The sequence below is a fragment of the Rhodopseudomonas rhenobacensis genome, from assembly GCF_014203125.1.
GTDB lineage: Bacteria > Pseudomonadota > Alphaproteobacteria > Rhizobiales > Xanthobacteraceae > Rhodopseudomonas_A > Rhodopseudomonas_A rhenobacensis.
In genome coordinates this window covers 1-21,261 of the sequence record NZ_JACHIH010000018.1, presented here as the reverse complement: position 1 = coordinate 21,261, position 21,261 = coordinate 1, and the positions used below count along the sequence as shown (strand labels likewise).

At 66.2% G+C, this 21,261-nt stretch carries 27 protein-coding genes and 2 pseudogenes; 14 read left to right on the top strand and 15 right to left on the bottom strand.

All coding sequences use genetic code 11. The annotated features are described in order from the left end of the window. Positions 1–80: 80 nt before the first annotated feature. Both HNR60_RS14450 and HNR60_RS14445 read right to left on the bottom strand, forming a co-directional pair. Positions 81–293 (bottom strand): annotated as a pseudogene (locus tag HNR60_RS14450) (transposase); the annotation flags it as partial. Between the two features lie 117 nt (positions 294–410). Then, positions 411–692, bottom strand: coding sequence for a hypothetical protein (locus HNR60_RS14445; RefSeq protein WP_184258640.1), 282 nt, complete (start codon positions 690–692; stop codon positions 411–413). Between the two features lie 312 nt (positions 693–1,004). Between HNR60_RS14445 and HNR60_RS14440 the strand changes: the two genes are divergently transcribed. Then, complete coding sequence (locus HNR60_RS14440) at positions 1,005–2,159, top strand: hypothetical protein (RefSeq protein WP_347339346.1); 1,155 nt, start codon at positions 1,005–1,007, stop codon at positions 2,157–2,159. Between the two features lie 77 nt (positions 2,160–2,236). Here HNR60_RS14440 and HNR60_RS14435 read toward each other — a convergent pair whose 3' ends face one another. Then, entirely contained in the window at positions 2,237–2,563 is a 327-nt protein-coding gene (locus tag HNR60_RS14435) for a DUF6968 family protein (RefSeq protein ID WP_184258636.1), read from the bottom strand. Between the two features lie 186 nt (positions 2,564–2,749). On the opposite strand from HNR60_RS14435, the gene HNR60_RS14430 reads away from it, so the two are divergent. From HNR60_RS14430 to HNR60_RS14410, 5 genes and pseudogenes are all read left to right on the top strand, one after another. Further along, a complete protein-coding gene (locus HNR60_RS14430) occupies positions 2,750–2,995 on the top strand; it encodes a DUF2188 domain-containing protein (protein ID WP_184258634.1) in 246 nt (81 codons plus the stop codon). Between the two features lie 2 nt (positions 2,996–2,997). Beyond that, positions 2,998–3,414, top strand: a pseudogene (locus HNR60_RS14425) (DoxX family protein); the annotation flags it as partial. Positions 3,415–3,714: 300 nt separating this feature from the next. Then, positions 3,715–5,742, top strand: coding sequence for a methyl-accepting chemotaxis protein (locus HNR60_RS14420; RefSeq protein ID WP_184258632.1), 2,028 nt, complete (start codon positions 3,715–3,717; stop codon positions 5,740–5,742). Between the two features lie 347 nt (positions 5,743–6,089). Further along, positions 6,090–6,389, top strand: a complete 300-nt coding sequence (locus HNR60_RS14415; protein WP_184258630.1) for a hypothetical protein — start codon at positions 6,090–6,092, stop codon at positions 6,387–6,389. Next, complete coding sequence (locus HNR60_RS14410) at positions 6,386–6,595, top strand: hypothetical protein (protein WP_246432957.1); 210 nt, start codon at positions 6,386–6,388, stop codon at positions 6,593–6,595. The genes HNR60_RS14415 and HNR60_RS14410 overlap by 4 nt, the downstream gene beginning before the upstream one ends. Positions 6,596–6,740: 145 nt before the next feature. Here the strand turns inward: HNR60_RS14410 and HNR60_RS14405 are convergent, their stop codons facing one another. The 3 genes from HNR60_RS14405 to HNR60_RS24485 all read right to left on the bottom strand — a co-directional run bounded on the left by HNR60_RS14405 (position 6,741) and on the right by HNR60_RS24485 (position 8,333). Next, positions 6,741–6,971 (bottom strand): hypothetical protein, encoded by a 231-nt coding sequence (locus HNR60_RS14405; RefSeq protein WP_184258628.1) that lies wholly within the window; start codon positions 6,969–6,971, stop codon positions 6,741–6,743. Between the two features lie 306 nt (positions 6,972–7,277). After that, the gene (gene bfr, locus HNR60_RS14400) at positions 7,278–7,760 is read right to left on the bottom strand and encodes a bacterioferritin (protein ID WP_184258625.1); all 483 of its coding nucleotides are present in this window, start codon (positions 7,758–7,760) and stop codon (positions 7,278–7,280) included. Between the two features lie 165 nt (positions 7,761–7,925). Further along, the gene (locus HNR60_RS24485) at positions 7,926–8,333 is read right to left on the bottom strand and encodes a (2Fe-2S)-binding protein (RefSeq protein WP_184258623.1); all 408 of its coding nucleotides are present in this window, start codon (positions 8,331–8,333) and stop codon (positions 7,926–7,928) included. A gap of 421 nt (positions 8,334–8,754) precedes the next feature. Between HNR60_RS24485 and HNR60_RS14390 the strand changes: the two genes are divergently transcribed. Continuing rightward, the gene (locus tag HNR60_RS14390) at positions 8,755–9,075 is read left to right on the top strand and encodes a hypothetical protein (protein WP_184258621.1); all 321 of its coding nucleotides are present in this window, start codon (positions 8,755–8,757) and stop codon (positions 9,073–9,075) included. 215 nt (positions 9,076–9,290) lie between these two features. Next, positions 9,291–9,575 (top strand): hypothetical protein, encoded by a 285-nt coding sequence (locus tag HNR60_RS14385; RefSeq protein ID WP_184258620.1) that lies wholly within the window; start codon positions 9,291–9,293, stop codon positions 9,573–9,575. A gap of 115 nt (positions 9,576–9,690) precedes the next feature. Here HNR60_RS14385 and HNR60_RS14380 read toward each other — a convergent pair whose 3' ends face one another. The 5 genes from HNR60_RS14380 to tam all read right to left on the bottom strand — a co-directional run bounded on the left by HNR60_RS14380 (position 9,691) and on the right by tam (position 13,023). Next, a complete protein-coding gene (locus HNR60_RS14380; protein WP_184258618.1) occupies positions 9,691–10,935 on the bottom strand; it encodes a lytic murein transglycosylase in 1,245 nt (414 codons plus the stop codon). Continuing rightward, positions 10,932–11,174 carry a hypothetical protein gene (locus tag HNR60_RS14375; protein ID WP_184258616.1) on the bottom strand — a complete coding sequence of 81 codons (243 nt, stop codon included), beginning with the start codon at positions 11,172–11,174 and terminating at the stop codon, positions 10,932–10,934. Before HNR60_RS14375 ends, HNR60_RS14380 begins: the two co-directional genes overlap by 4 nt. A 107-nt stretch (positions 11,175–11,281) precedes the next feature. Beyond that, positions 11,282–11,482, bottom strand: coding sequence for a hypothetical protein (locus tag HNR60_RS14370; RefSeq protein ID WP_184258614.1), 201 nt, complete (start codon positions 11,480–11,482; stop codon positions 11,282–11,284). Between the two features lie 71 nt (positions 11,483–11,553). Further along, positions 11,554–12,138 (bottom strand): TIGR00645 family protein, encoded by a 585-nt coding sequence (locus HNR60_RS14365; RefSeq protein ID WP_184258612.1) that lies wholly within the window; start codon positions 12,136–12,138, stop codon positions 11,554–11,556. 114 nt (positions 12,139–12,252) lie between these two features. Then, a complete protein-coding gene (gene tam, locus HNR60_RS14360) occupies positions 12,253–13,023 on the bottom strand; it encodes a trans-aconitate 2-methyltransferase (RefSeq protein WP_184258610.1) in 771 nt (256 codons plus the stop codon). Between the two features lie 259 nt (positions 13,024–13,282). Between tam and HNR60_RS14355 the strand changes: the two genes are divergently transcribed. The 4 genes from HNR60_RS14355 to HNR60_RS14340 all read left to right on the top strand — a co-directional run bounded on the left by HNR60_RS14355 (position 13,283) and on the right by HNR60_RS14340 (position 14,572). Continuing rightward, positions 13,283–13,585, top strand: a complete 303-nt coding sequence (locus HNR60_RS14355; protein ID WP_184258608.1) for a BrnT family toxin — start codon at positions 13,283–13,285, stop codon at positions 13,583–13,585. Next, a complete protein-coding gene (locus HNR60_RS14350) occupies positions 13,569–13,829 on the top strand; it encodes a BrnA antitoxin family protein (RefSeq protein ID WP_184258606.1) in 261 nt (86 codons plus the stop codon). The genes HNR60_RS14355 and HNR60_RS14350 overlap by 17 nt, the downstream gene beginning before the upstream one ends. 87 nt (positions 13,830–13,916) lie before the next feature. Next, on the top strand, positions 13,917–14,174 hold the full coding sequence (locus tag HNR60_RS14345; RefSeq protein WP_184258604.1) for an AbrB/MazE/SpoVT family DNA-binding domain-containing protein: 258 nt from the start codon (positions 13,917–13,919) through the stop codon (positions 14,172–14,174). After that, on the top strand, positions 14,171–14,572 hold the full coding sequence (locus HNR60_RS14340) for a PIN domain-containing protein (RefSeq protein WP_184258602.1): 402 nt from the start codon (positions 14,171–14,173) through the stop codon (positions 14,570–14,572). The genes HNR60_RS14345 and HNR60_RS14340 overlap by 4 nt, the downstream gene beginning before the upstream one ends. An 8-nt stretch (positions 14,573–14,580) precedes the next feature. Here the strand turns inward: HNR60_RS14340 and ettA are convergent, their stop codons facing one another. Beyond that, positions 14,581–16,230, bottom strand: a complete 1,650-nt coding sequence (ettA, locus tag HNR60_RS14335) for an energy-dependent translational throttle protein EttA (protein WP_184258600.1) — start codon at positions 16,228–16,230, stop codon at positions 14,581–14,583. Between the two features lie 230 nt (positions 16,231–16,460). Here ettA and HNR60_RS24175 point away from each other — a divergent pair, with 230 nt between their 5' ends. Then, positions 16,461–16,667, top strand: a complete 207-nt coding sequence (locus HNR60_RS24175; RefSeq protein WP_246432956.1) for a hypothetical protein — start codon at positions 16,461–16,463, stop codon at positions 16,665–16,667. A 294-nt stretch (positions 16,668–16,961) separates the two neighbouring features. On the opposite strand, the gene HNR60_RS14330 is transcribed toward HNR60_RS24175, so the two are convergent. Continuing rightward, on the bottom strand, positions 16,962–18,185 hold the full coding sequence (locus HNR60_RS14330) for a L,D-transpeptidase family protein (protein ID WP_184258597.1): 1,224 nt from the start codon (positions 18,183–18,185) through the stop codon (positions 16,962–16,964). 356 nt (positions 18,186–18,541) lie between these two features. Here HNR60_RS14330 and HNR60_RS14325 point away from each other — a divergent pair, with 356 nt between their 5' ends. After that, positions 18,542–19,438 carry a hypothetical protein gene (locus HNR60_RS14325; RefSeq protein ID WP_184258595.1) on the top strand — a complete coding sequence of 299 codons (897 nt, stop codon included), beginning with the start codon at positions 18,542–18,544 and terminating at the stop codon, positions 19,436–19,438. Positions 19,439–19,442: 4 nt separating this feature from the next. Here HNR60_RS14325 and sseA read toward each other — a convergent pair whose 3' ends face one another. Then, entirely contained in the window at positions 19,443–20,300 is an 858-nt protein-coding gene (sseA, locus tag HNR60_RS14320; protein WP_184258593.1) for a 3-mercaptopyruvate sulfurtransferase, read from the bottom strand. A gap of 315 nt (positions 20,301–20,615) precedes the next feature. Further along, positions 20,616–21,041 carry a rhodanese-like domain-containing protein gene (locus HNR60_RS14315; protein ID WP_184258591.1) on the bottom strand — a complete coding sequence of 142 codons (426 nt, stop codon included), beginning with the start codon at positions 21,039–21,041 and terminating at the stop codon, positions 20,616–20,618. Positions 21,042–21,261: the final 220 nt, after the last annotated feature.

Here is a 21,261-nt window from a genome sequence, read left to right as displayed (position 1 = left end):
TGATGGGTTTCGCAAGAGCTCAACCCATCCTACGGCGACTCCGCGATTCACCGCTCGCCGAAATCGCCGCCGACATCGGCGGCGTCGCCCTCCGGCAGCGTCCAAATCGTATGAAGGTGTTCGGGCAACACAACGATCGCGTCGATCACGAAGGGATGCCTCTGCCGCGTCTCTTGCAACGCACCACGCAACAGATCGATGTGATCGGTGAGCAGGCGCAGCCGACGATCCGCGAGATTGGCGGTGAAGAAGAAACGGCCACCGGCAATTGCGTTACGCCGATAATTGGTCATTCGAGATCGTTGCGTAGCGATGGGTTTCGCAAGGGCTCAACCCATCCGACACGAAAACTGTTTAGTCGTCCCTCGCCGGTAGGATGGGTTGAGCGCTTGCGACACCCATCCCCCCACCTACCTGCACAACTGCCCGCGCTGCAGATAGATGTTGAACAGATACACCGCCTTGGGGTTCAGGGTGCCTTCGTCGGGCGAGATCAGCGGCAGGTCGGGCGGCGCCAAGAGCGCGAATTGCCGGCCCCACTCATAGGCCCATTGCATGCCGTCCTGCGCCAGCACCTCGTCGTCGAATCGCGGGCTGCGCCCGGTGCGCACCTCGGCGACGCCGCGGCGGAAGGCGTGGCTGCCGACGATCACGTCGGACGCCACCGGCTCGGGTTCGGCCTGTTTTGGCATTACACTGGGCGCAGAATCAGTCACCGTCATACCTGCAGCGGATCGCTCGAGCGGCCTCGCGCGCGGCTCGGCGCGATCGGCGGCAACCTAGCGCATTCGGAGCGTCTCGCAATCGGCCGATCGGCGACACCGCGTTCGACCAAAGTTTCGGGACTGTGGAGTAACAGGGTATAGGCAAAGCTATTGCGTTGCGGCATCTTCCGCGTGCTTTAACGTTGCTTGCGAAATTGCGGCGCAGATCGAAGGTACGCCTATCAGGCGCACAGAATCCTTGGTAGGTTATCCACAACTGATCCTATGGGCGGGTGTGTGGTGCTCAGCAAAAAACTTGACGATTTCTTTTTAGCTCACCCGGTCGAAACCATTGCAGCCGCGATCGGGATTTTCATCATCGCGATCGGCGTGCTGCTCGGTTCGCAGACCGGCTGGGTGTGGTTCTCCGGCCAGATCCTGGCGATCGCCGGCGCGGCATTGGCGGCGATCGCGATCGCCTGGACCTTCGGCCACGACGCCTCGGAGACCCGCGTCAGCGGCCATCTCGGCGTGCTGGCGCGGCAACTCGAACTCTCCACCAAACAGATACGCAATTCGGTCAAGCTCGGCCTCGCCGATTCGCAGCACCCCGCGGTGTATTTCGGCCAGATCGAGCAGAGCATCGCCAATGTCTCGGGCGTGATCCAAGAGCTCGGCAAGCTCACCGGCGCGGTGCCGCTGCAAAGCTGCGAGAGCGCCAGGGTGCGCGGCCTGCTCAAGGACTTCGGCAAGCTCTTGGAGGCGCAGCCGGTCAGCGAGATGGCGCAGTATCAGCCGCTGGTGTCCTCGATGAAGGACAACGTCCAGGAGCTTTTGGCCTGGCTCGACGGCGGCGCCGTCGCGGCGCAAGTGCTCGCGGCTGAACCCGGCGCCGTGCAGGCAGCCGCAGGCGCAACGCCGGCTGCGGCGCCGACGGCTCTGCCCGCCTCCGTCACCGAGAACTGCCCGAACTGCAAGAAGCCGGTGACCTTTCAGATCGGCGTGCACCCCGGCGACAGCGCCACGCCGACCTGCGAGAGCTGCAAGCAGCGCTTCCATGCGCATCGCGCCACCAACGGCGCGGTGTTCGTGCGGGCCCGCGGTGCCTCGCACGCCACCGTCGCGGTCACCGTCGCCTGCCCGGTCTGCGCCTCGCGGATTCCGGCCAATATCGACGAAGGCCAGACCGAGAGCGAAGTGCGGTTCTGCTTCTCCTGCGGCGCCAAGGTCGGCATCGATCCGGTCAGCCACGAATGCACGCTGATCGCCAAAACCGACAAGCTGCGCGGCCGGTTCGACGACGCCGGCATCTTCGTCTGCGAGCATTGCGGCGAGCCGACCATGCTGCTCACCGCGAACAACCAGGGCACCTTCGGCATCTGCCGCAAGGACGACGCGCTGGTGGTGCTGCCGGCCAGCCAGGACGCCCGCGGCCCCGGCCGCAGCGCGGCGTAGCGCCTGGCGCTGTTCGGAAAACGCACGCAGCGACACGAGGCCCGGATGACGCCGCGACCGCGCGTCATCCGGCGCCTTCACAGCAGGCGGGCGTCGTCGCCGATCAGCTGATCGCGCAGCGACGGCGGCACCGGAAAGCCGTAGCCGCGGCCGGGCTCGTCCCACATCAGCCGGCCGTCCTCGTGCAGATCGCTGCTGTAGAGCAGCGTCCCGATCAGCCGCAGCGCGTATTCCAGCGCCTGCACCGCGTCGGCGCCGTTGGCGCGCTTGCGCTGCACGCCCTGCGGCCAGCCGATCTCAAAGCTGCATTCCCAGCCGCGTCCGGCCTCAACCGGCGCAAAGATCCGGATCGGAATTTCCGCGCTTTCGCCGCGCAGCTTCAACAGCCGTGTCGCGATCACCATGGTGTCCCTCCCTTTTCTTATTTGAGGTGATCATGGCCGGCTGCACGGGCCGCGTGCAAGCGAATCGTTGAAGTGGTAATATGATGCGCGCGACGCGCCGGAACCCGAGCGGATCGGGCGCGTTGTTTACCCCACACCGCAGCCTCCGGATGCTTTGCCGCGGGCAATCGATTACAGCGAGGTCCCATGGCAGAGGTCGTCTACAAGATTGTCGAACATGACGGCGGATGGGCCTACAAGGTCGGCGACGTGTTCTCGGAAGCCTTTCCGGACCATAAGAGTGCCGCCGCGGCTGCGCGCCGCGCCGCCGCCGAGCAACGCGTGCCGGGGAGCACCGAGGTGATCCAATACGAGGACGAACAGGGCAAGTGGCACGAGGAAACCTCGCGCGGCGACGACCGCCCACGCACCGACATCGTCGACAAATCCTGACTATGCCGACCGAAACGCCGCGCGGCGCCTCCGACCCGGCGCGCGCGGTGATGCGCTGGATCATGGCGGCGCTGTTCGTCGCCGCCGGGGTGCTGCACCTCGCGGCGCCCGACAAGCTGTTGGCGATCACGCCGTCCTTCGTGCCGTTCGCGCCGCAACTGATCTTCGTCACCGGGCTGTGCGAGATCGCGGGCGCGCTGGCGCTGGTCACCCGCTCGCTGCGTTGGTGGGCCGGCGTGGCGTTTGCGCTCTACGCCCTGCTGGTGTGGCCGGCCAATATCAAGCACGCGGTCGAGGGCATCGACCTGCCGGGACTGCCGAGCACCTGGTGGTATCATGGACCCCGGCTGGTGCTGCAGCCGGTAATCATCTGGTGGGCTCTGTATTGTGCCGAGGTGATCGACTGGCCGTGGCGTCAAGCAGCCTTGACAACGACGACCGATGCCGCGCGTTCCGGCGAAGCCGATCAGTTCGCACTGAGCACGATCGACGAAAGTCATACCGACAACTACGCACTCCGCCACCGGCGCAGCTCATTTCCGGCAATCTTTACTCAGTTTGTGACGCGAAATTAATCCGAACTTCACGACCCCGGCGTACTCCGCAGGAGAATGTTGTTCCGTCATCTTTCTGATACGGAGCAGGACTGCCGCGTCAGTCGATCAGCATCCCGTTAGCTCGGGCGCTCGACTGTCCGGCGCCAAGGGGGCACCGGGGCCATGAAACTGAACCGCATTGCCTACAAGCTCGGCTTCGCCGGCCTGGTTGGTATCGCGCTGTCGTTGACCATGTCGGCCAATCAGATGGTCTCGGAATCCGCGGTCAATCGCGGCAACGACCGCGCCGATGCCCAGCAGAGCATCGCCCGCCATGCGCTGGAGGCCGACGTCGGGCTGCGCCGGATGCAGCTTGCGGTGCGCGATATCCGGCTGGCCAAGACCGCCGCCGAGGTCGAAAAGGCGCAGGCCAGTCTGCGCGAGGCCAATGCGCTGGCGATGCGCGAGCTCGACGCCGCGACCCGCGAGACCACCGCCTCCGAGAACCACAGCCGGCTGGAGACCGTCAAGACGGTCGCGGCCGACTACGCCCGCCATGCCGAGCAAATCGCCAAGACCCAGCTGAAGTCGCTGGAAATCCTCGAGATGCGCACCGTGATTACCGGCGAATGGCGCCGCGCGATGGAATCGGCGCAGGCGCAGCTGATCAACATCGAAGCCGATCGCCGCGCCGACCTCGAAAAGGTGCTGTACGCCACTGACGCCACCTTCAACCTGCTGGAAGCCGCGACCTGGCGATTCACCAACACCGGCGAGCCCGAGCAGAAGGCGATCATCGAAAAGCTGCCCGGCGATTTGAACGCCCAGCTGATGCGGCTGCGCCGGCTGAACGACGACCCGGAATTCATCGGCGACGTCGACTTCATGAATTCGATCCTGACCGGCTATTACGACGCCTCCGCCGATGGCGTCGCCACCGAACTCGCCCGCAAAGAGCTGGTCGAGGTGCAGACCATGCCGCTCGGCAACCGCGCGCTGGACTTGATGCGCACCGCGGTGAGCGCCGGCGAGACGCTGGCCGACGAGGCCAAGTCCCGCGCCAAGGACGACCTCACCTCCGCCAACCGCGTGAATTTCGCGCTCGGCATCCTGGTGATGCTGTCGTCGGTGGTCTCGGTGGTGTTCGGCTTCGCCAGCGTGTCGCGGCCGCTGATGAAGCTCAACGGCGCGCTCGGCAAGATGGCGGGCGGCGAGCTCAACGTGGAAATTCCCGGCGCCAAGCGCGGCGACGAGGTCGGCGACATCGCCAAGACCGTGGTGGTGATCCGCGAGAACGCCGCGCAGCGCGCCCAGCAAGAAGCCGAAGCGATGGCCGAGCAGGAGCATGCCGCGATCGAACGCCGCAAGCAGGACATGCATCGGCTGGCCGACGAATTCGAAGGCGCGGTCGGCAAGATCGTGCAGACGGTGTCGTCCGCTTCGGCCGAACTGGAAGCCAATGCCGGCACCCTCACCGCCACCGCAGAGCAGACCGAACGACTGACCACGGTGGTCGCCGCGGCCTCCGAGCAGGCCTCGACCAACGTGCAGACGGTGGCCTCGGCGACCGAAGAGATGGCCTCCTCGATCAACGAGATCAGCCGCCAGGTGCAGGATTCCGCGCGGATCGCAGGCTCCGCGGTGCAGCAGGCGCAGAAGACCAACGCGCGGATCACCCAGCTGGCGCAGGCGGCGAGCCGGATCGGCGACGTCGTCGAACTGATCAACACCATCGCCGGGCAGACCAACCTGCTCGCCCTCAATGCCACGATCGAGGCTGCTCGCGCCGGCGAGGCCGGCCGCGGCTTCGCGGTGGTCGCCTCCGAAGTGAAGGCGCTGGCGGAGCAGACCGCCAAAGCCACCGGCGAGATCAGCCAGCAGATCACCGGCATGCAATCGGCCACCGAAGAATCGGTGGCGGCGATCCACGAGATCGGCACGACGATTTCGCAGATGTCGGAAATCTCCTCGACCATCGCCTCCGCGGTGGAGCAGCAGGGCGCCGCGACGCAGGAAATCTCCCGCAACGTGCAGCAGGCAGCGCTTGGCACCACCGAGGTGTCGTCCAACATCGCCGACGTGCAGCGCGGCGCCTCGGAGACCGGCTCGGCGTCGTCGCAGGTGCTGGTCGCCGCGCAGTCGCTGTCGCACGACAGCGACGACCTGAAGCGCGAAGTCGCACGGTTCCTGGACTCGGTGCGCGCGGCCTGAGCGGCTGATTGAACAACACCAGTTGCAAGCACTGACTTCACCTCTCTCCGCTTGCGGGGAGAGGTCGACCCGGCGAAGCGGAGCGTAGCCGGGTCGGGTGAGGGGGCGCCTCGACAGATCGCAACGCCCCCTCACCCGACTCGAACGCGCTACGCGCATTCGAGCCACCCTCTCCCCGCAAGCGGGGCGAGGGAATGGATGCCGCGCCGCTTCGATTCAACTTCGACATTTAACGTACTTCCTTGGTGACACTTATGCCGCGGCTATGACGCGCGCCCGCGCCTCGTCTCGATTTCCTACGCCGCGCTGCGCATCTTCACTTCACCAAATTGAGGTGGAGAGTTGCGATGACGCATTCGATTTCTCAGATCCTGATCTCGCGGCACGGCCTGCATGCCGGGCTGGCGCAGATCGCCGGCACTCATGCGCGGATCAAGGCGCGCGCCGCGCGCCGCGGCCGCGTCCGCGGCTGGCAAATCCCGCGCGCCCCGCGCAGCGCAGCCGGCCGGTTCGATCGCTTTATCGCAACCATTCTGGCGGCGATTGCCGGCGCCAAGCTGCATCGGCTCAGCACCGAACTTTCGCTGCGCGGCGTGCGCTACGAGCGCACGGGGAACGCCGCCTCATCCAATGGAGGCCGGCGATGAGCCGGGCCCGTTCCGACGCGATGTTCGAGCGGATCGGCGCCCATGCCAAGGTGATGGGCGCGCTGTTGAAGCGGCTCTACCGCAACTGGCGCGGGCCGGAGCGATACCGCCCCGGCGCGCACTACATGCGCGGACCGGGGCCGAAGTGGCACGACAAGCAGGCCCGTGGTTCGTTCGATTGCGATCCGCCGCAGCGGCCGAGTTAGTCATCAAGTCGTCAATCCGGATTGCGAGTTCGCTAGAACGAGCAAGTCCGGAATCCATATCGCCTGCAGGGTTATGGATTCCGGGCTCGCTCGCAGCTAAAGCTGCTCGCGCCCCGGAATGACAGCCTGGGAATATTGAAGCGCATCAATCCAAATCGAAGCGTCGGTCACGCGCGTCGTCGACGCCGGCCATCAGCGCCCGGGCGATCGCCGCCTTGGCGGCTTGGCTAGGCTCGACCATCGGCAGCCGCAGATGCGGCGCGATCAGCCCAAGCAGGCTCAGCGCGTATTTCAATCCCGCCGCGGTGCCGTCCTCGGCGAGCGCCGCGGTCAACCGCATCCAGCGATCGGGCGCGCCGAGATATAGGGGCGGCATAAGTGGCCGAGACGTGAGCATAGGTTTCCACTCATGGTGACAACGCAGCTTCGCGCCGTAGGGGCTCTGCATACGCAGGGACGCCCCGATCAAGCGCCGCGGCCAAGTCTCAACGATGTGTGCGCGGAGGAGTGAACAAGCCCGCGGTGATGTCCGCCGCAGTTGCAGAGAGCGGATTCGCTTGCGGCTGACGCCGGGCGTCGCGCTGGAACGACGGTTTGAAATGAGGGACGCAACAGCCGATGGCGCCCCATCCTCGAATCATCGCGTCGTCGCAACGACGCGATGATTCGAGTCGAAGACGATTTAGTCGTGTTCGAGTTCGCCGACGCGGGTCGACTGGTAGAGTTCGATGCCGATGCGGCTGATCAGATCGAGCTGGGTTTCGAGGAAGTCGATGTGGTGTTCCTCGTCCTTCATCAGCTGCTCGAACAGGTCGCGCGACACGTAGTCCTTGGCGCCGTGGCAGTAGGTCGCGGCTTCCTGGTACAGCGTGCGGGCGCCGACTTCGGCGGCGAGATCGGCGTCGAGCACTTCCTTGACGTTCTGGCCGATGTGCAACGGATCGAGCACCTGCATGTTCGGGAAGCCGTCGAGGAAGATGATGCGGTCGGTCAATTTGTCGGCGTGTTCCATCTCCTCGATGGACTCCTTGCGCCACTGCTTGGCCATGTCCTTCAGACCCCAATTGTCCAGCAGGCGATAGTGCAGCCAATACTGGCTGATCGCGGTCAGCTCGCTGCGCAGGCCCTTGTTGAGATATTCGATGACCTTGGGGTCGCCCTTCATGTGGTCGCTCTCCTATGGCCGCCTCGGGGTCGGCGGCTGTTGCACGTCGGATTCTGAGACAAATCAATCCGAAGCGGATCGTGTCTCCGACTGTTCTAGGAGCAGCGCAACAAAACGACAACACAGAATACGACGCGTTCGCAGGCCCAACCGCGCTGGAGCGGCTCAGGCGGCTTCGGCCGCCAGCTCGCGCTCGGCCTTAAGCTCGGTGGCGCGGGAGAGATCGTGGGTATGATGATGCGGGTCGACGTGCGGGTGCGCGTGGCCATGACCATGCGGATGCCCATGGCCGTGCTGATGCGGATGGGCGTGGGCATGGGGATGGGCGTGGACGTGAGCCGGCTTTTCCGGATGGGCGTGGCCGTCGTTGCATTGCTCGCCGGTGCACGCCGCGGAACAGACGTCGGTCAGCGCCTCGTGCATGATCTTCTTGATGGTCCGGGCGCAGCGACCGCATTGCCGGCTGCAGCCGAGGCACCCATAGACCTCACCTGTGGTCAGGGGAGCTTCAGAGGCCAGAACGGCGCCGCGGATTTCGGTGTCGGTAAGGACATTGCAAGAACAGACAATCATAAGGTCACGCTATTCCCGAGGGTGAGTGGCGACGCTGTTGAAACTCATATGCAACTTGTAATCGCGCGATGCAAAACCAAAAGCCGTGTTTTGAAGCTATTCCAAACTACCGGTGGTGTTTTGATATTCCTCAAAGGCGCCGCATTGCTAAGAGTTCGCACATAGTAGGGGGCCGGTCGGGTTCCTCAGGTTCCGCGGCTTGCGCTCGGCCGCATCCGGACAACGCAACCGGGGCCTGCCGCCGCTGCTGATGGCGCGGCCGCCCCGATCCCGGCCGATCCAGCCGGGGACGATCATGGCCGGCCTGCGGCGTCGACGTTCATGGAGTGTTCAACTGTGCTGTGGAATGCTTGCCCTGCCGACCCGACCCCCGTCGGATCCCAACGAGACGATCCAGAGACTTGATGCAAAGGTAAATGCCATGACCAAGAGATTGTTGGCGCTCGGCGCGGTGGCCGCCCTGGCCGTTGCCACCGTGGCGCTGCCCGCCCCGGCCCATGCCCAGCGCGGCCTCGGCGTGGGAATCGCTGCCGGCCTGCTCGGCGGCGCAATCGTCGGCGGGGCGCTGGCCGGCCCCGGCTACTATTACGGCCCGGGCTATTATGGCTATGGTCCGGCTTACTACGGCGGCTACGGCTACGGCGGGCCGGCCTATCTGGCGGTGCCGGGCTGCTATTGGCAGCAGCAGCGCTTCTGGGACGGCTACGGCTGGCGGCTGCGCCGCGTGCGGGTTTGCGAATGACGCCTCAGCATTGGCCGCGGTGCGAAACAGGCTGATTTTGGAACCAAAGCGAAACTGGCCCGAAAAAAGTCCGTTTTTGCCCGTCAATGAACGGCAAGCGTTTACTGCAATTTGACGGTCATGCGCTTTTCATGGCGTTTGGCCTTGTGAACCGGGCGTGCGAGTAGCCCCTCAACCCCGCGCCGATTTGCGGCGCACCTTCAGGAGAGCCCCACATGAAGAAGACGATTTCCGCCCTGCTCGCGGTTGCCACGGTTGCCTCGCTGGCAGCGGTTGCGCCGGCCAAGGCCGATGGCGGCCGCATCGCCGCCGGCGTTGCCGGCGGTCTGATCGGCGGCGCCCTGCTCGGTGGCGCGATCGCGTCGAGCCGTCCGGCCTATGGTTACGCCGAACCCGCCCCGGTCTATGTCGAAGAGCCGGCCTGCCGCGTGGTTCGCGAGCGCTTCTGGGACGACTACCGCGGCGTCTGGCGCAGCCGCCCGGTCCGCGTCTGCGATTGATGCAGCGCGCGAGTTGAAGCGCGGGCGCATCGCTGCGCCGCGTTGGAGTGTTGAAGCCCGGCCGAGATTTCGGCCGGGCTTTTTGCTGGCCGGATGGCTCCCTGGCGACGCCCTTCTATCGCCCCGCCAGCGACCGCAGCACCGCGTCGCTCGGCCAGCAGTCGAGCTTCAGCCCGGCGGATTTCTGGTAGGCGCCGAGGGCTGCGCGGGTCTGCATCCCGGCCTTGCCGTCGATCTTGTCGGCGTAGAGACCGAGCTTGGTCAGCTGCTGCTGCATCGCCTCGACATCCTTGCTGCGCAGCTGGGTGGTCGCCGCCCACGGCGTGGCGAATGGCTGCGGATCGAGGATTCGATCGGCGAGATGGCCGACGAACAGCACGTAGAGGTCGGAGAAATTGTACTGCTTGATCACGAAGTAGTTCTTGGTGGTCAGGAACGCCGGGCCGTAGCTCCCCTCCGGCTGCAGCAGTGAGGCCGGCTCGGCGCGCTCGGCGGCGCTGAGCGTCTGGCCGCGCACCGGCACGAAGCCCGCCCGCAGCCACTCGCCGATCGGCTTGGTGATCTCCGGCACGCCCTGCGAGCAATCCACATTGGCGGGCGCGCGCACCTCGTAGGCCCAGCGCAGGCCACGCTGCCAGCCCTTGTTGGCGAGTTGCTGGGCCGCGGAGGCCAGCGCGTCCGGGATCGAGCCCCAGATGTCGATCCGGCCGTCGCCGTCGAAGTCGACGCCGTGGTTGTAGAACTCCGACGGCAGAAACTGCGTCAGCCCGGTGGCGCCGGCCCACGACGAGCGCATGTCCTTACGCGCCACGTGGCCCTCGCCGATGATCTTCAGCGCCATGATGAATTCGGTACGGTACTGCTCCTTGCGGCGGCCGACATAGGCCTGCGTCGCCAGCACCCGCACCGCGTCATAGGGCAGCCGGTAGCGGCCGAAATCGGTCTCGCGGCCCCAGATCGCCAGCACCACGGTGGCCGGCACGCCGAAGCGCTGCTCGATCGCCGCCAGCGTGGCGCGATGCAGCTTCAGCAGCCGCTGGCCTTCGGTCGCCAGCCGGGCGATCGAGGCCTCCTTGACGTAGTCCGCCGGCACCTGGACGAACTCGGCCTGCGACGGCGCGCCGGTCGGCGGCCGGCCCGGCAGCAACAGGTCGGGCAATTTGTAGTCCGGCTCGAGGCCGGCGGTGACCGCCTCAAAAGTGGCGCGCGGCACCCCGGCCTCGCGCGCCTCCGGCCATAGCGAGGCGACGAAGGCGGTGAAGCCGGCGTCGGCGGCGCGCGCCGAGCCGGGCAGCAGCAGCGTCAGCAAGAGCGACAAAACGACGGCGAGGCGGCTGTTGAAACCCGGCACCCGGCTCATGCTTCGGTCAGATCGAGGCGGTGCTCGACACGCTCGATGCGATCAGACAGACGATCAACCCGGTCGGACAGCTCAGCCACCTTGACATGGACCTGAGCCAATTCGACGTGAATCAAGGCCACTTCCCGCTCCACCGCGCCGATCCGCTGCTTGACCTCGCGCATGTCGTCGCGCAGTCCGTCGACCGCGCCGCGGATGTGGCGCAAATGCTCGAGCACGAGGTTGTCGACGTCGGCCATGGTTCACCTTGTCTGCCCGCAAGACTACCACGCGGCCACCATGCTGTAACCCGACTCCGGCCCGCGTTCGACGGCCAGGGTTGCCTGTCGCGGATGCGGCACCCGGCTCAGGCTTCGGTCAGATCGAGGCGGTGCTCGATGCGCTCGATGCGCAGATCCATGCGGTCCAGCCGGTTCGACAGGCTGGCATATTGGCTTTCGAGGTTGCCGATCCGCTGCTTCACCTCGCGCATGTCGTCGCGCAGTCCGTCGACCGCGCCGCGGATGTGACGCAAATGCTCGAGCACGAGGTTGTCGACGTCGGCCATGGTTCACCTTGTCTGCCGCGAGCCTACCACGCGCGCGGCATCCCGCAACCCGGCAGCGCGCCCGCGAAGCCTCAATGCGCGGCGTGCTTGGCGGCCTCGGTGGCGTCGTTGGAGAGCTTGTCGACATAGGCGATGCCGATCGCCGACAGGATGAATACGGTGTGGATGATGGTCTGCCACATCACCCCGGTCTCGGTGTAGTTGCCGGCACGCGCCGAGCCGAGCCCGCCGGCCTCGATGAAGGTGCGCAACAGATGGATCGAGGAAATGCCGATGATCGCCATCGCCAGCTTGATCTTCAAGACGCTGGCGTTGACGTGGCTGAGCCATTCCGGCTCATCCGGATGGCCCGCCAGATTGAGCCGCGACACGAAGGTCTCGTAGCCGCCGACGATCACCATCACCAGCAGGTTGGAGATCATCACCACGTCGATCAGCCCGAGCACCGCCAGCATGATCTGCTGCTCGCTGAAGTCGAAGGCGTGCGCGAACAGGTGCCACAGTTCCTTGAGGAACAGCACCACATAGACGCATTGCGCGACGATCAGCCCGACATAGAGCGGCAGCTGCAGCCAGCGCGAGCCGAAGATCAGCATCGCGATCGGACCCAAGCGCACGCCCTTGGGCGGCAACGGCGTTTCGGGCGTCATGGACATCTGTCGAGGGTCTCGCTGCAATCGGGAATCGCGGAGCGCATCCGCGTCGCCTTATAGCCGACGCCGGGAACGCGCCCCGCGCGGCAACTGGCCGCAGCCGAAACGTCCCGGCGGCTACTTGATCGCGACGATGAACAGCCGCGGAAACCGCAGCAGCACCTTGCCGTCGGCCTGCGGCGGATAGGCGGCGGCGATCCGGGCGGTGTAGGCGGCGAGATAGGCCTTGCGCTCCGGCAGCTCCAACGGATCGATGAACGGCCGCAGCCCGGTGCCCTTGACCCATTCGACGATCGCGATCGGATCGTCCAGCAGGTGATTATACACGGTGTGCCAGATCTCCAGCCGGCTGCACAACGGCCGCAGCGCGTCATAATAGGCTCCAGGCTTCGGCAAGGCGTCGCGCAGCTGCGCGGCCTCGGCGAGCTGGTGGCGCCACGGCTCCTGGAACGCCACTTCGCGCATCATGATGTGCGTCGGCTCGTCGAGATTGTCCGGCATCTGCACCGCCAGCACGCCGCCCGGCTCCAGCGCGCCGACCAGCCGCTGCATGTGCTTGAGATGGTTCGGAACCCACTGCAAAACGGCGTTGGCGAACACCACGTCGGTGCCGACCGGCGGCGCCCAATGCGCGATATTGGCTTCGATGAAATTATGGCCGGGCAGCCGCTCGCGGGCTTGCCGCAGCATGTCGGCGGAAGTGTCGACGCCGGTGACGCGGGCTTGCGGCCAGCGCTTCACCAGAAGCTCGGTGGAATTGCCCGGCCCGCAGCCGAGGTCGGTCACCCGCCGCGGATCGTCGAGCGGGATTTGCGCCAGCAGGTCGCGCGCCGGTCGGGTGCGCTCGTCCTCGAATTTCAGATACTGCTCGGCGTTCCAGTCGGCCATCCGTCAATTCCCCGTACACCCTGCCCCACCGCGCCCTGCCATTATGCCAGCGCGCCACACCGGGCAAGATACGAAATTGCGAGGGAAAAGTTTGCTCGGGTGCGGCCGACCTGTCGCGGCATTGCAACGCCGGCGTTCCGCCCTGGCACCGTCCTTGTCCGGCCGGCGCGCCCAACGGCGGTGGCGAGCCGCGGCGCAGTGCGGCCCGGCGCACCCGGTGGCGGCTTGACGTCTCTGTATATGATGACAACATACAGCCATGTTCGATCTGGACCATATCGCCGGGTTCGATTGGGACCCCGGCAACAGCCGGAAGAGCACCGACAAGCATGGCATCAGCCAGGCGGAGGCGGAGCAGGTGTTCGCGAACAAGCCGCTGCTGCTCCTGCACGATCCGACCCATAGCAAGAGCGAATTGCGCTACCATGCCTATGGCAAGAGCAACACCGGCCGGCTGTTGCAGATCAGCTTTACGTTGCGCCAGGATGAAACGCTGCTGCGGATAATTTCCGCCCGCCCGATGAGCGCCAAGGAGCGCGCCCGCTATGCCGAAGAAGTTTAAGCCGATCCCGAAATTTGCCGATGAGGCGGAGGAGCGTGCATTCTGGGAGTCACACGACACGTCGGACTATCTCGACCTCAGCAAGGCGGTGCCCGTCCGCTTCCCGAACCTCAAACCATCGACCACGTCGATCTCGCTGCGGCTGCCGGTCGGCCTGTTGGAGCAGATCAAGATCGCCGCCAACAAGCGCGACGTGCCGTATCAGTCGCTGATCAAGATCTGGCTGGCGGAGAAGGTGGGGTAGGCTAGACCGGCAAGAGCGGGGCCATTTCCCCCGACTTGACGCCAAAGGTCGCTGCATTACTTATTTGAATAGTAATACGGAGAGGTCATGACCACCACGGTGACGAGCAAGGGCCAAGTCACGCTGCCCAAGAAGGTCCGCGACGCCGCCGGCATCAAGCCCGGCGATAAGGTCGACGTGCGCAACACGGCCTCGGGCGGTGTCTATATCGAGAAGCCGGGGGCCGCGAGCGCATATCGCAAAAAGCTGGAGGAGATCGCCAGGAAATATCCGATCCGAGGCGCCACCACGGACGAGATCATGCTTGAACTGCGCGGAGATCCTGCCGAGGATCCGAAGCCGTGACGCTGGTCGATACCAACGTCCTGATCGACATCCTCACAGCCGACCAAGGTTGGAGATCATGGTCGGCCACGGCCATCGAAAAGCAGTCCCAGCGCGGTCCGGTCGTGATCAACGAGATAGTCTATGCCGAGCTTTCGGACCGTTACTCCTCGCAGCAACATCTGGACGGCGTTGTCGAAGGTTTGCAGCTTCAATTCGAATGGTTACCAAAAGCTGCGCTGTATCTGGCTGGCCAGACCTTCCGCAACTATCGCCGCGCCGGCGGCCCTCGCAGCAGCATCCTCGCCGATTTTTTCATCGGCGCGCATGCGGTGGCGGCGGGACTACCGATTCTGACTCGCGACATTCGGCGCTACCGCAGCTATTTTCCGGATGTCGAACTGATCGCGCCGGAGTGACCCGCCCCCTACCTGGTCAGCTTCTTGTACTTCGCGCGGTGCGGGATCACCGAGTCCTGGCCGAGCCGTCGCATCTTGTCCTTCTCGTAGTCCTGGAAGTTGCCTTCGAACCATTCGACGTGGCTGTCGTCTTCGAAGGCGAGGATATGCGTGGCGATACGGTCGAGGAACCAGCGGTCATGGCTGATGATCACGGCGCAGCCGGCGAAGTCTTCCAGCGCCTCTTCCAAGGCGCGCAGCGTATCGACGTCGAGATCGTTGGTCGGTTCGTCGAGCAGCAGGACGTTGCTGCCGGATTTCAGCATCTTGGCGAGATGCACGCGGTTGCGCTCGCCGCCCGACAGTGAGCCGACCTTCTTCTGCTGGTCGCCGCCCTTGAAGTTGAACGACGAGCAATAGCCGCGCGAATTGACTTCGCGCTTGCCGAGCAGAATCAATTCGTTGCCACCGGAGATTTCCTCCCAGACGTTCTTGTTGCCGTCGAGGCTGTCGCGCGACTGGTCGACATAGCCGAGATGCACGGTCTCGCCGACGGTGATGCTGCCGGTGTCGGGCTTCTCCTGCCCGGTGATCATGCGGAACAGCGTGGTCTTGCCGACGCCGTTCGGGCCGATCACGCCGACGATGCCGCCGGGCGGCAGCTTGAAGGTCAGATTGTCGATCAGTACGCGATCGCCGAAGCTCTTGCTGAGGCCTTCGACGTCGACCACGTTCTGGCCGAGCCGCTCCGCGACCGGGATGATGATCTGCGCGGTCTGGCTCTGCTTCTCGCTGGCCTTGTTGAGCAGCTCCTCATAGCGCTGGTAGCGCGCCTTGGACTTGGCCTGCCGCGCCTTCGGCGAGGCCGAAATCCATTCCTGCTCGCGCATCAGGGTGCGCTGATGGGCGGCGTCCTCGCGGCCCTCCTGCTCCAGCCGCTTCTGCTTCTGCTTCAGCCAGGACGAGTAGTTGCCCTCGTAGGGAATCCCCTTGCCGCGGTCGAGCTCGAGAATCCAGGAGGTGACGTTGTCGAGGAAGTAGCGGTCATGGGTGACGATCAGGATCGCGCCGGGATAGTTGCGTAAGTGGCCTTCCAGCCACGACACCGACTCGGCGTCGAGATGGTTGGTCGGCTCGTCGAGCAGCAGCAGGTCGGGCTGGTCGAGCAGCAGCTTGCACAGCGCGACGCGGCGGCGCTCGCCGCCGGACAGTTTGGTGACGTCGGCGTCGTCGGCCGGGCAGCGCAGCGCGTCCATCGCCTGGTCGACCTTGCTGTCGAGATCCCACAGCCCCGCGGCCTCGATCTGGTCCTGCAGGTTGGTCATCTCGTCGGCGGTTTCTTCGGAATAGTTCATCGCTAGTTCGTTGTAGCGATCCATGATCGCCTTCTGCTTGGCGACGCCGAGCATGACGTTTTCGCGCACGCTCAAGGCGGGATCGAGCTGCGGCTCCTGCTCGAGGTAGCCGACCCGGGCGCCGTCGGCGACCCAGGCCTCGCCGGTGTATTCCTTGTCGAGCCCGGCCATGATCTTGAGCAGCGTCGACTTGCCGGAGCCGTTGACGCCGAGCACGCCGATCTTGGCGTCCGGGTAGAACGACAGGTTGACGTTATCGAGCACCTTGCGGCTCGGATAGGTCTTGGACAGACCCTGCATGAAATAGACGAACTGGCGCGCCATCGGGATCCCTGAAAAGCCGTCGGATATGTGAAGAGGTTGCCGCTGATGTAGCGGTGTGCCTTGCAAAGGGCAACCCGAGTGAACGCCTCGTTAAGGCTTCATTAACGATGAGCCGCCCATAAGACTCGATCGCAGCAATTCGAACCAGTTTTTAATGAGTTCGGCGAACACTTGCTGCGGGCCCTGCGCGCGTTTGGCGGTCAGGCGGGGCACCAAACCAGGCATTGGCCATGGCAAGCGTCAGCACGACGTCGTCGCCGTCTCCGGAGCAGGCTTTCGAGCCGCCGGCCCGGCCGTTCGAGGAAATCCGCGCATTCTGGCGGCAGTTCTTCGTCGCCGCGTTTAGCCCGTACCGGCCGGAATTGCATTATATGCGCGGACCGGGACCGGCCTGGGAGGCAAAGTACGGCCGCAAAGGGAACTCGCGCTCAGCTTGACTGCACGCCCGCGTGGAACGCACTGCCCTTCTCAGCTGGCAGCGCGCTCCCCTCCCCCTTGCGGGGAGGGGTTGGGGGTGGGGGTAAAGCGAGCGCCAGCGCTCATTCAAGTCGAACAAGCAAGGTGCAAAAAGGTCGCCCGCACGCTCGGCTTGACGGTGAAGCGATCGGGAATCGGTGCTTGTTGACCCCCACCCCCACCCCCACCCCCTCCCCGCAAGGGGGAGGGGAGCAGAGGCGGTCGTCATTTTGGCCTAAACGTCAGAAAGCCTGGAAGTCTTGAGGTGCGTGCAATCAGCGCACCGTGACCGGCGCCGGCAGCGGCGGCACCACGGTGGGCGCAGTGCCGGGGACCGGCGAGACCTGCACCGCGGCGCCCGGGCCACCGATCGGCTGCGCCTGCGCGGTGGTGGTTGGGACCGCCGGCCGCGGGCCGGCCGGCATCACCACGACGCGGGTGCCGACCTTGACCCGATCGAACAGGTCGGAGACGTCGTCGTTCAGCATGCCGATGCAGCCCGAGGAGACGAACTTGCCGATCGTCGAGGGCTGGTTGGTGCCATGGATGCGGTACACCGTGGAGCCGAGATACATCGCGCGGGCACCCATCGGATTGCCCGGGCCGCCGGCCATGAAGCGCGGCAGATAGGGCTGGCGCTCGATCATCTCCGCCGGCGGATGCCAATCCGGCCACTCGGCCTTGCGCGAGACCTTCTGCACCCCGTTCCATGTGAAGCCGTCGCGGCCGACGCGGACGCCGTAGCGGATCGCGCGACCGCCGCCCAGCACGTAATACAGATGCGTGTTCGGGGTATCGACCACCAGCGTGCCCGGCGGCTCCTTGGTCGGGAAAGCGACCTCCTGGCGGCGCAAATTCGGGGGCAGCTGGAAATTGGTGTCGGCTTCCGGCTGTTCTTCCGGCGGCAGCGCCGCCAGCGTCGTCGGGCGGCCGTCATTGCCGACAGCGCCACCGGGCGCGGCCCCGGCTTGCGACGGCGCGCCGACGCCTTCCGGCGGACGAACCGGGCGATTATCGTCGCCGGGATAGATGAAGCCCGCGCCGGGGCCGCGGCCTGACTCATTGCCGCGATCCGAATAGGTCGGCGCCGGACCGGCGGGGCGGTCGGAATAGATCACCGGCGGCGGACCGGCGGGGCGGCCGTAGCGCGGATCGTCCGGCGACATTACCGGACCGAGCGGTTGGCCCTGCGGCGCGGCCTGCGACGGCGCCCCGCGATCGGAATACACCGGCGCGCCGGCCGGACGGCCGTAGCGCGGATCGTCGGGCGACATCACCGGGCCGGGCGCCGGCAGCGCCACCGAGCCGGGGCCGCGGCCGCCGTCTTCGTCGTCGAGCGCGTCAAAATCCGGCATCGAGCTGGTGCCGCGCGGCGGATAGGCCTCGGGCGCGGCGTAGGAACCTTCGGCGGGAAGATTGCTTTGCGCGAGCGCAACGGGCATCACCGCGCCGCTGGCGGCCACGGTCGCGAGAATCGTCAGAATGCGTTTGATCGTCATTACTTTTGTATAAACCTCAAGCCACACCGGATCCTTAACGGGGATGGCGGACGATCACGGCACATTCAAGACAAAACCGGCCGAAAGCCGCGGAAATCGAGCATATTTCCGGAACCTGAGACATTTGTGATCGATCTGTGGCGATCTGTTCGCAGACTGATTGAGACCGATCGCCGATCGCCGGCTGTTCTTGCGCTTTCGGCGCGAGGTTGCGGAAATTTCTGCGAATCGGCGCAGCGCTTACGATATTCTCAGCTGCAGCTGATTCGCGTCGCGCCGATCAAGCTGGTGTTGTGGTGTCACCGCGTTCCTGTTGGCTCAAGTCACTTCGCCCCGGCGAAGGCGGAACAAGACGAATGCTCCCCGGATTCCGTTTTCTGTTCGCGGCGGTGGTGTTGTCGGTGTCGCTGCTGGTGTTCGGCCTCGGTGCCGCGGCGCTGCTGCGCGCCTCGCACGAACAATTCGTCGCCGCCCCGATCATCCGCGCGGCCGCGCCGCTGTTCGCCCGCGCGATCGAGCCGGCGCCGCCGGTGCTGACCATGCTGCGGGTCGATCCGGCGCCGGAGCGGCCGCTGCCGCAGCGCGCCAGCCTGACGGCCGCCTCGCTCGATGAGCCGGCCACGCCGCAGCCCTCCGCCGCGACCGCCCGCGTGACCGATGAACCCGTTGCGACGCCGGGGCCTGCGACAAGCCCTGACGCCAGCCCGCCTGCCGTCGCGGCGGTCGCCGACCCCACGCCGGCGGAGCCCGTCAAGACTGAGACTGCCAAGACTGAGACTGCCAAGACTGAAACTGCCAAGATCGAGCCGCCGAAGACCGGGGCCGCGCTGCCGGAAGCGGCGAAGGTCGAGCCGGCAAAGGCCGAGCCCGCGAAAGCCGAACCGGCGAAGGCCGAGCCGACCAGCGTCGCCGCGGTCGTGGCCGCCCTGCCGCCGCCCGCCGCTCCGCCGGCGCCGCTCGCCGATCCGGAAAAATTGGCTGCGCTGGCCGAGCCGCCCGCCCCGCGCAACGCCATGACGCCAGTCCCCGCCGACGCGCTGGTCGATCGTCCGAGCCTGGAAGAGGCCAAGCTCGCGACTCTGCCGCAGACCGCCTCGGCGGGCGAGGTCGCCGAGGCGCCGAAAGCCGCGGTCAAGAAGAAGAAAAAGCGTGCGCAGGCGCGCAAGCCGGCGAAGCGCCGCCCGGTGGCACGGGCGCGCAGTCCACGCCGCGCGACCGCTGCTCAGGCGACCCCCTCGCCGTTCGGAAACTAACCGCTCACGCCGCTCCGGTCGCGACCGGCGGTCCGTCGGGCAGGCCCCATTCCGCCCAGGAGCCATCATACAGCGCGGTGCGATCGATGCCGATCCGCGCCAGCGCCAGCGTGATCACCGCCGCGGTGACGCCGGAGCCGCAGCTGGTGACGATCGGCTTGTCGAGATCGACCCCGGCCGCGGCGAACACCGCGCGCAACGCGTCGGGCGATTTCATCGTGCCGTCGGCGTTGAGGAGCTCACCGAACGGCACGCTGAGGCTGCCGGGGATCCGCCCCGGGCGGCGGCCCGGCCAGGGCTCGGCGACCGCGCCCTCGTAGCGCTCGCGCGACCTCGCATCGAGCACCTGCTCGGCCTGCGAGGTCAGATTGGCCACCATCTGGTCGATCTTGCGCAACCGCGCGGCGTCGAACCGCGGCGCAAAGTCTTGCGTCGGAGAAGCCACCGCGCCGCTCTCGGTGGCGCGACCGTCCGCCACCCAGGCCTTCAGCCCGCCTTCCAGCACCCGCACATTGTCGAAGCCGTACAGCTTGAAGCTCCACCAGGCGCGCGGCGCGCCGAGATAGTTGCCGGCGTCGTACACCACCACGAGGCTGTCATTGCCGACGCCGAGCGCGCCGACATAGCGGGCGAAATCTTCTGGCGACGGCACCATATGCGGCAGCGGGTTGCCCGGCTCGGCGACGGCGTCGACGTCATAGAACGCAGCACCCGGCAGATGCCGCGCCAGATACTCGTCATGCGCGCTCGGCGGCCGCGCCGCCGGCATTTTGTAGGAGGCGTCGACGACGCGGAGCTTCGGATCGGCGATGTGGTCGGCGAGCCATTGCGGCGAGACCAGCGGGTCGTGCGGAAATGTCATGGGATGGTCCGTGTTTGTGTACGCTTAGTGAGCCGGAATTGACGCAGTTGTCCAGGCTGAAACGCTGCACGCGGGCGTTCCCCCGGCTGAATGAATCAACTGGAAGCGTGCCCCGGACGCAGCGCACTACGCCGCGTCAGCGGCGTGGTGCGCTGCAGATCCGGGGCCGTTACGAAGCGCAGCGCTTGGAATGGTCCCGGGTCTGCGGCGCAGCGCGCAGAGCGCTGCACCGCGCCCGGGACACAATGCCTCGGCCTCAGTGTCTCTCGCTGCACCGAACGAGCAGAATGAGACGTGCGCTTCGTGCGCGTCGACTCACGCCTTCGCCTTGCGCGGCTCGACGTGCTCCACCGCGCCGCCGGCGTCGCGCCAGGCCGCAAAGCCGCCTTCGATGTGCGCCACCGGATGCAGTCCCATGTCCTGCGCGGTCTTCGCCGCCAAGGCCGAGCGCATGCCGCCGGCGCAGTAGAAGACGAATTTCTTGTCGCCCTGAAACACCGGCTTGGCATAGGGGCTGTCCGGATCGATCCAAAATTCCAGCATGCCGCGGGTACAGGAAAACGCTCCCGGAATCCGTCCCTCGCGTTCGATCTCGCGGGGATCGCGGATGTCGACGATCACCACGTCGTTGTCGGCGCCGACCTGATAGGCGGCGATGACGTCCGTAGCACTCAGCGTCTCGATCTGCGCGTTGGCCTCGGCAAGCAGCGCCTTGATGCCGCGGGTGATGTGCTGGGGCATGATTGAACCTCATCTCGATCTGTCATGGTCGGCCGCCGTGATCCGCAGCGCGCTCCCTCTCCCCGCTTGCGGGGAGAGGGTTGGGGTGAGGGGGCGTCGCAGCCAGGCCGGACTCGATGAGACGCGGGGGGGGCCGCCCCCCCCCCGCCCGCGCCCCCCCCCCCCCCCCCCCCCCCCCCGCGCGGCGCGGGCGGCCCGAGAGAAGCGCCCCCCCCGCCCC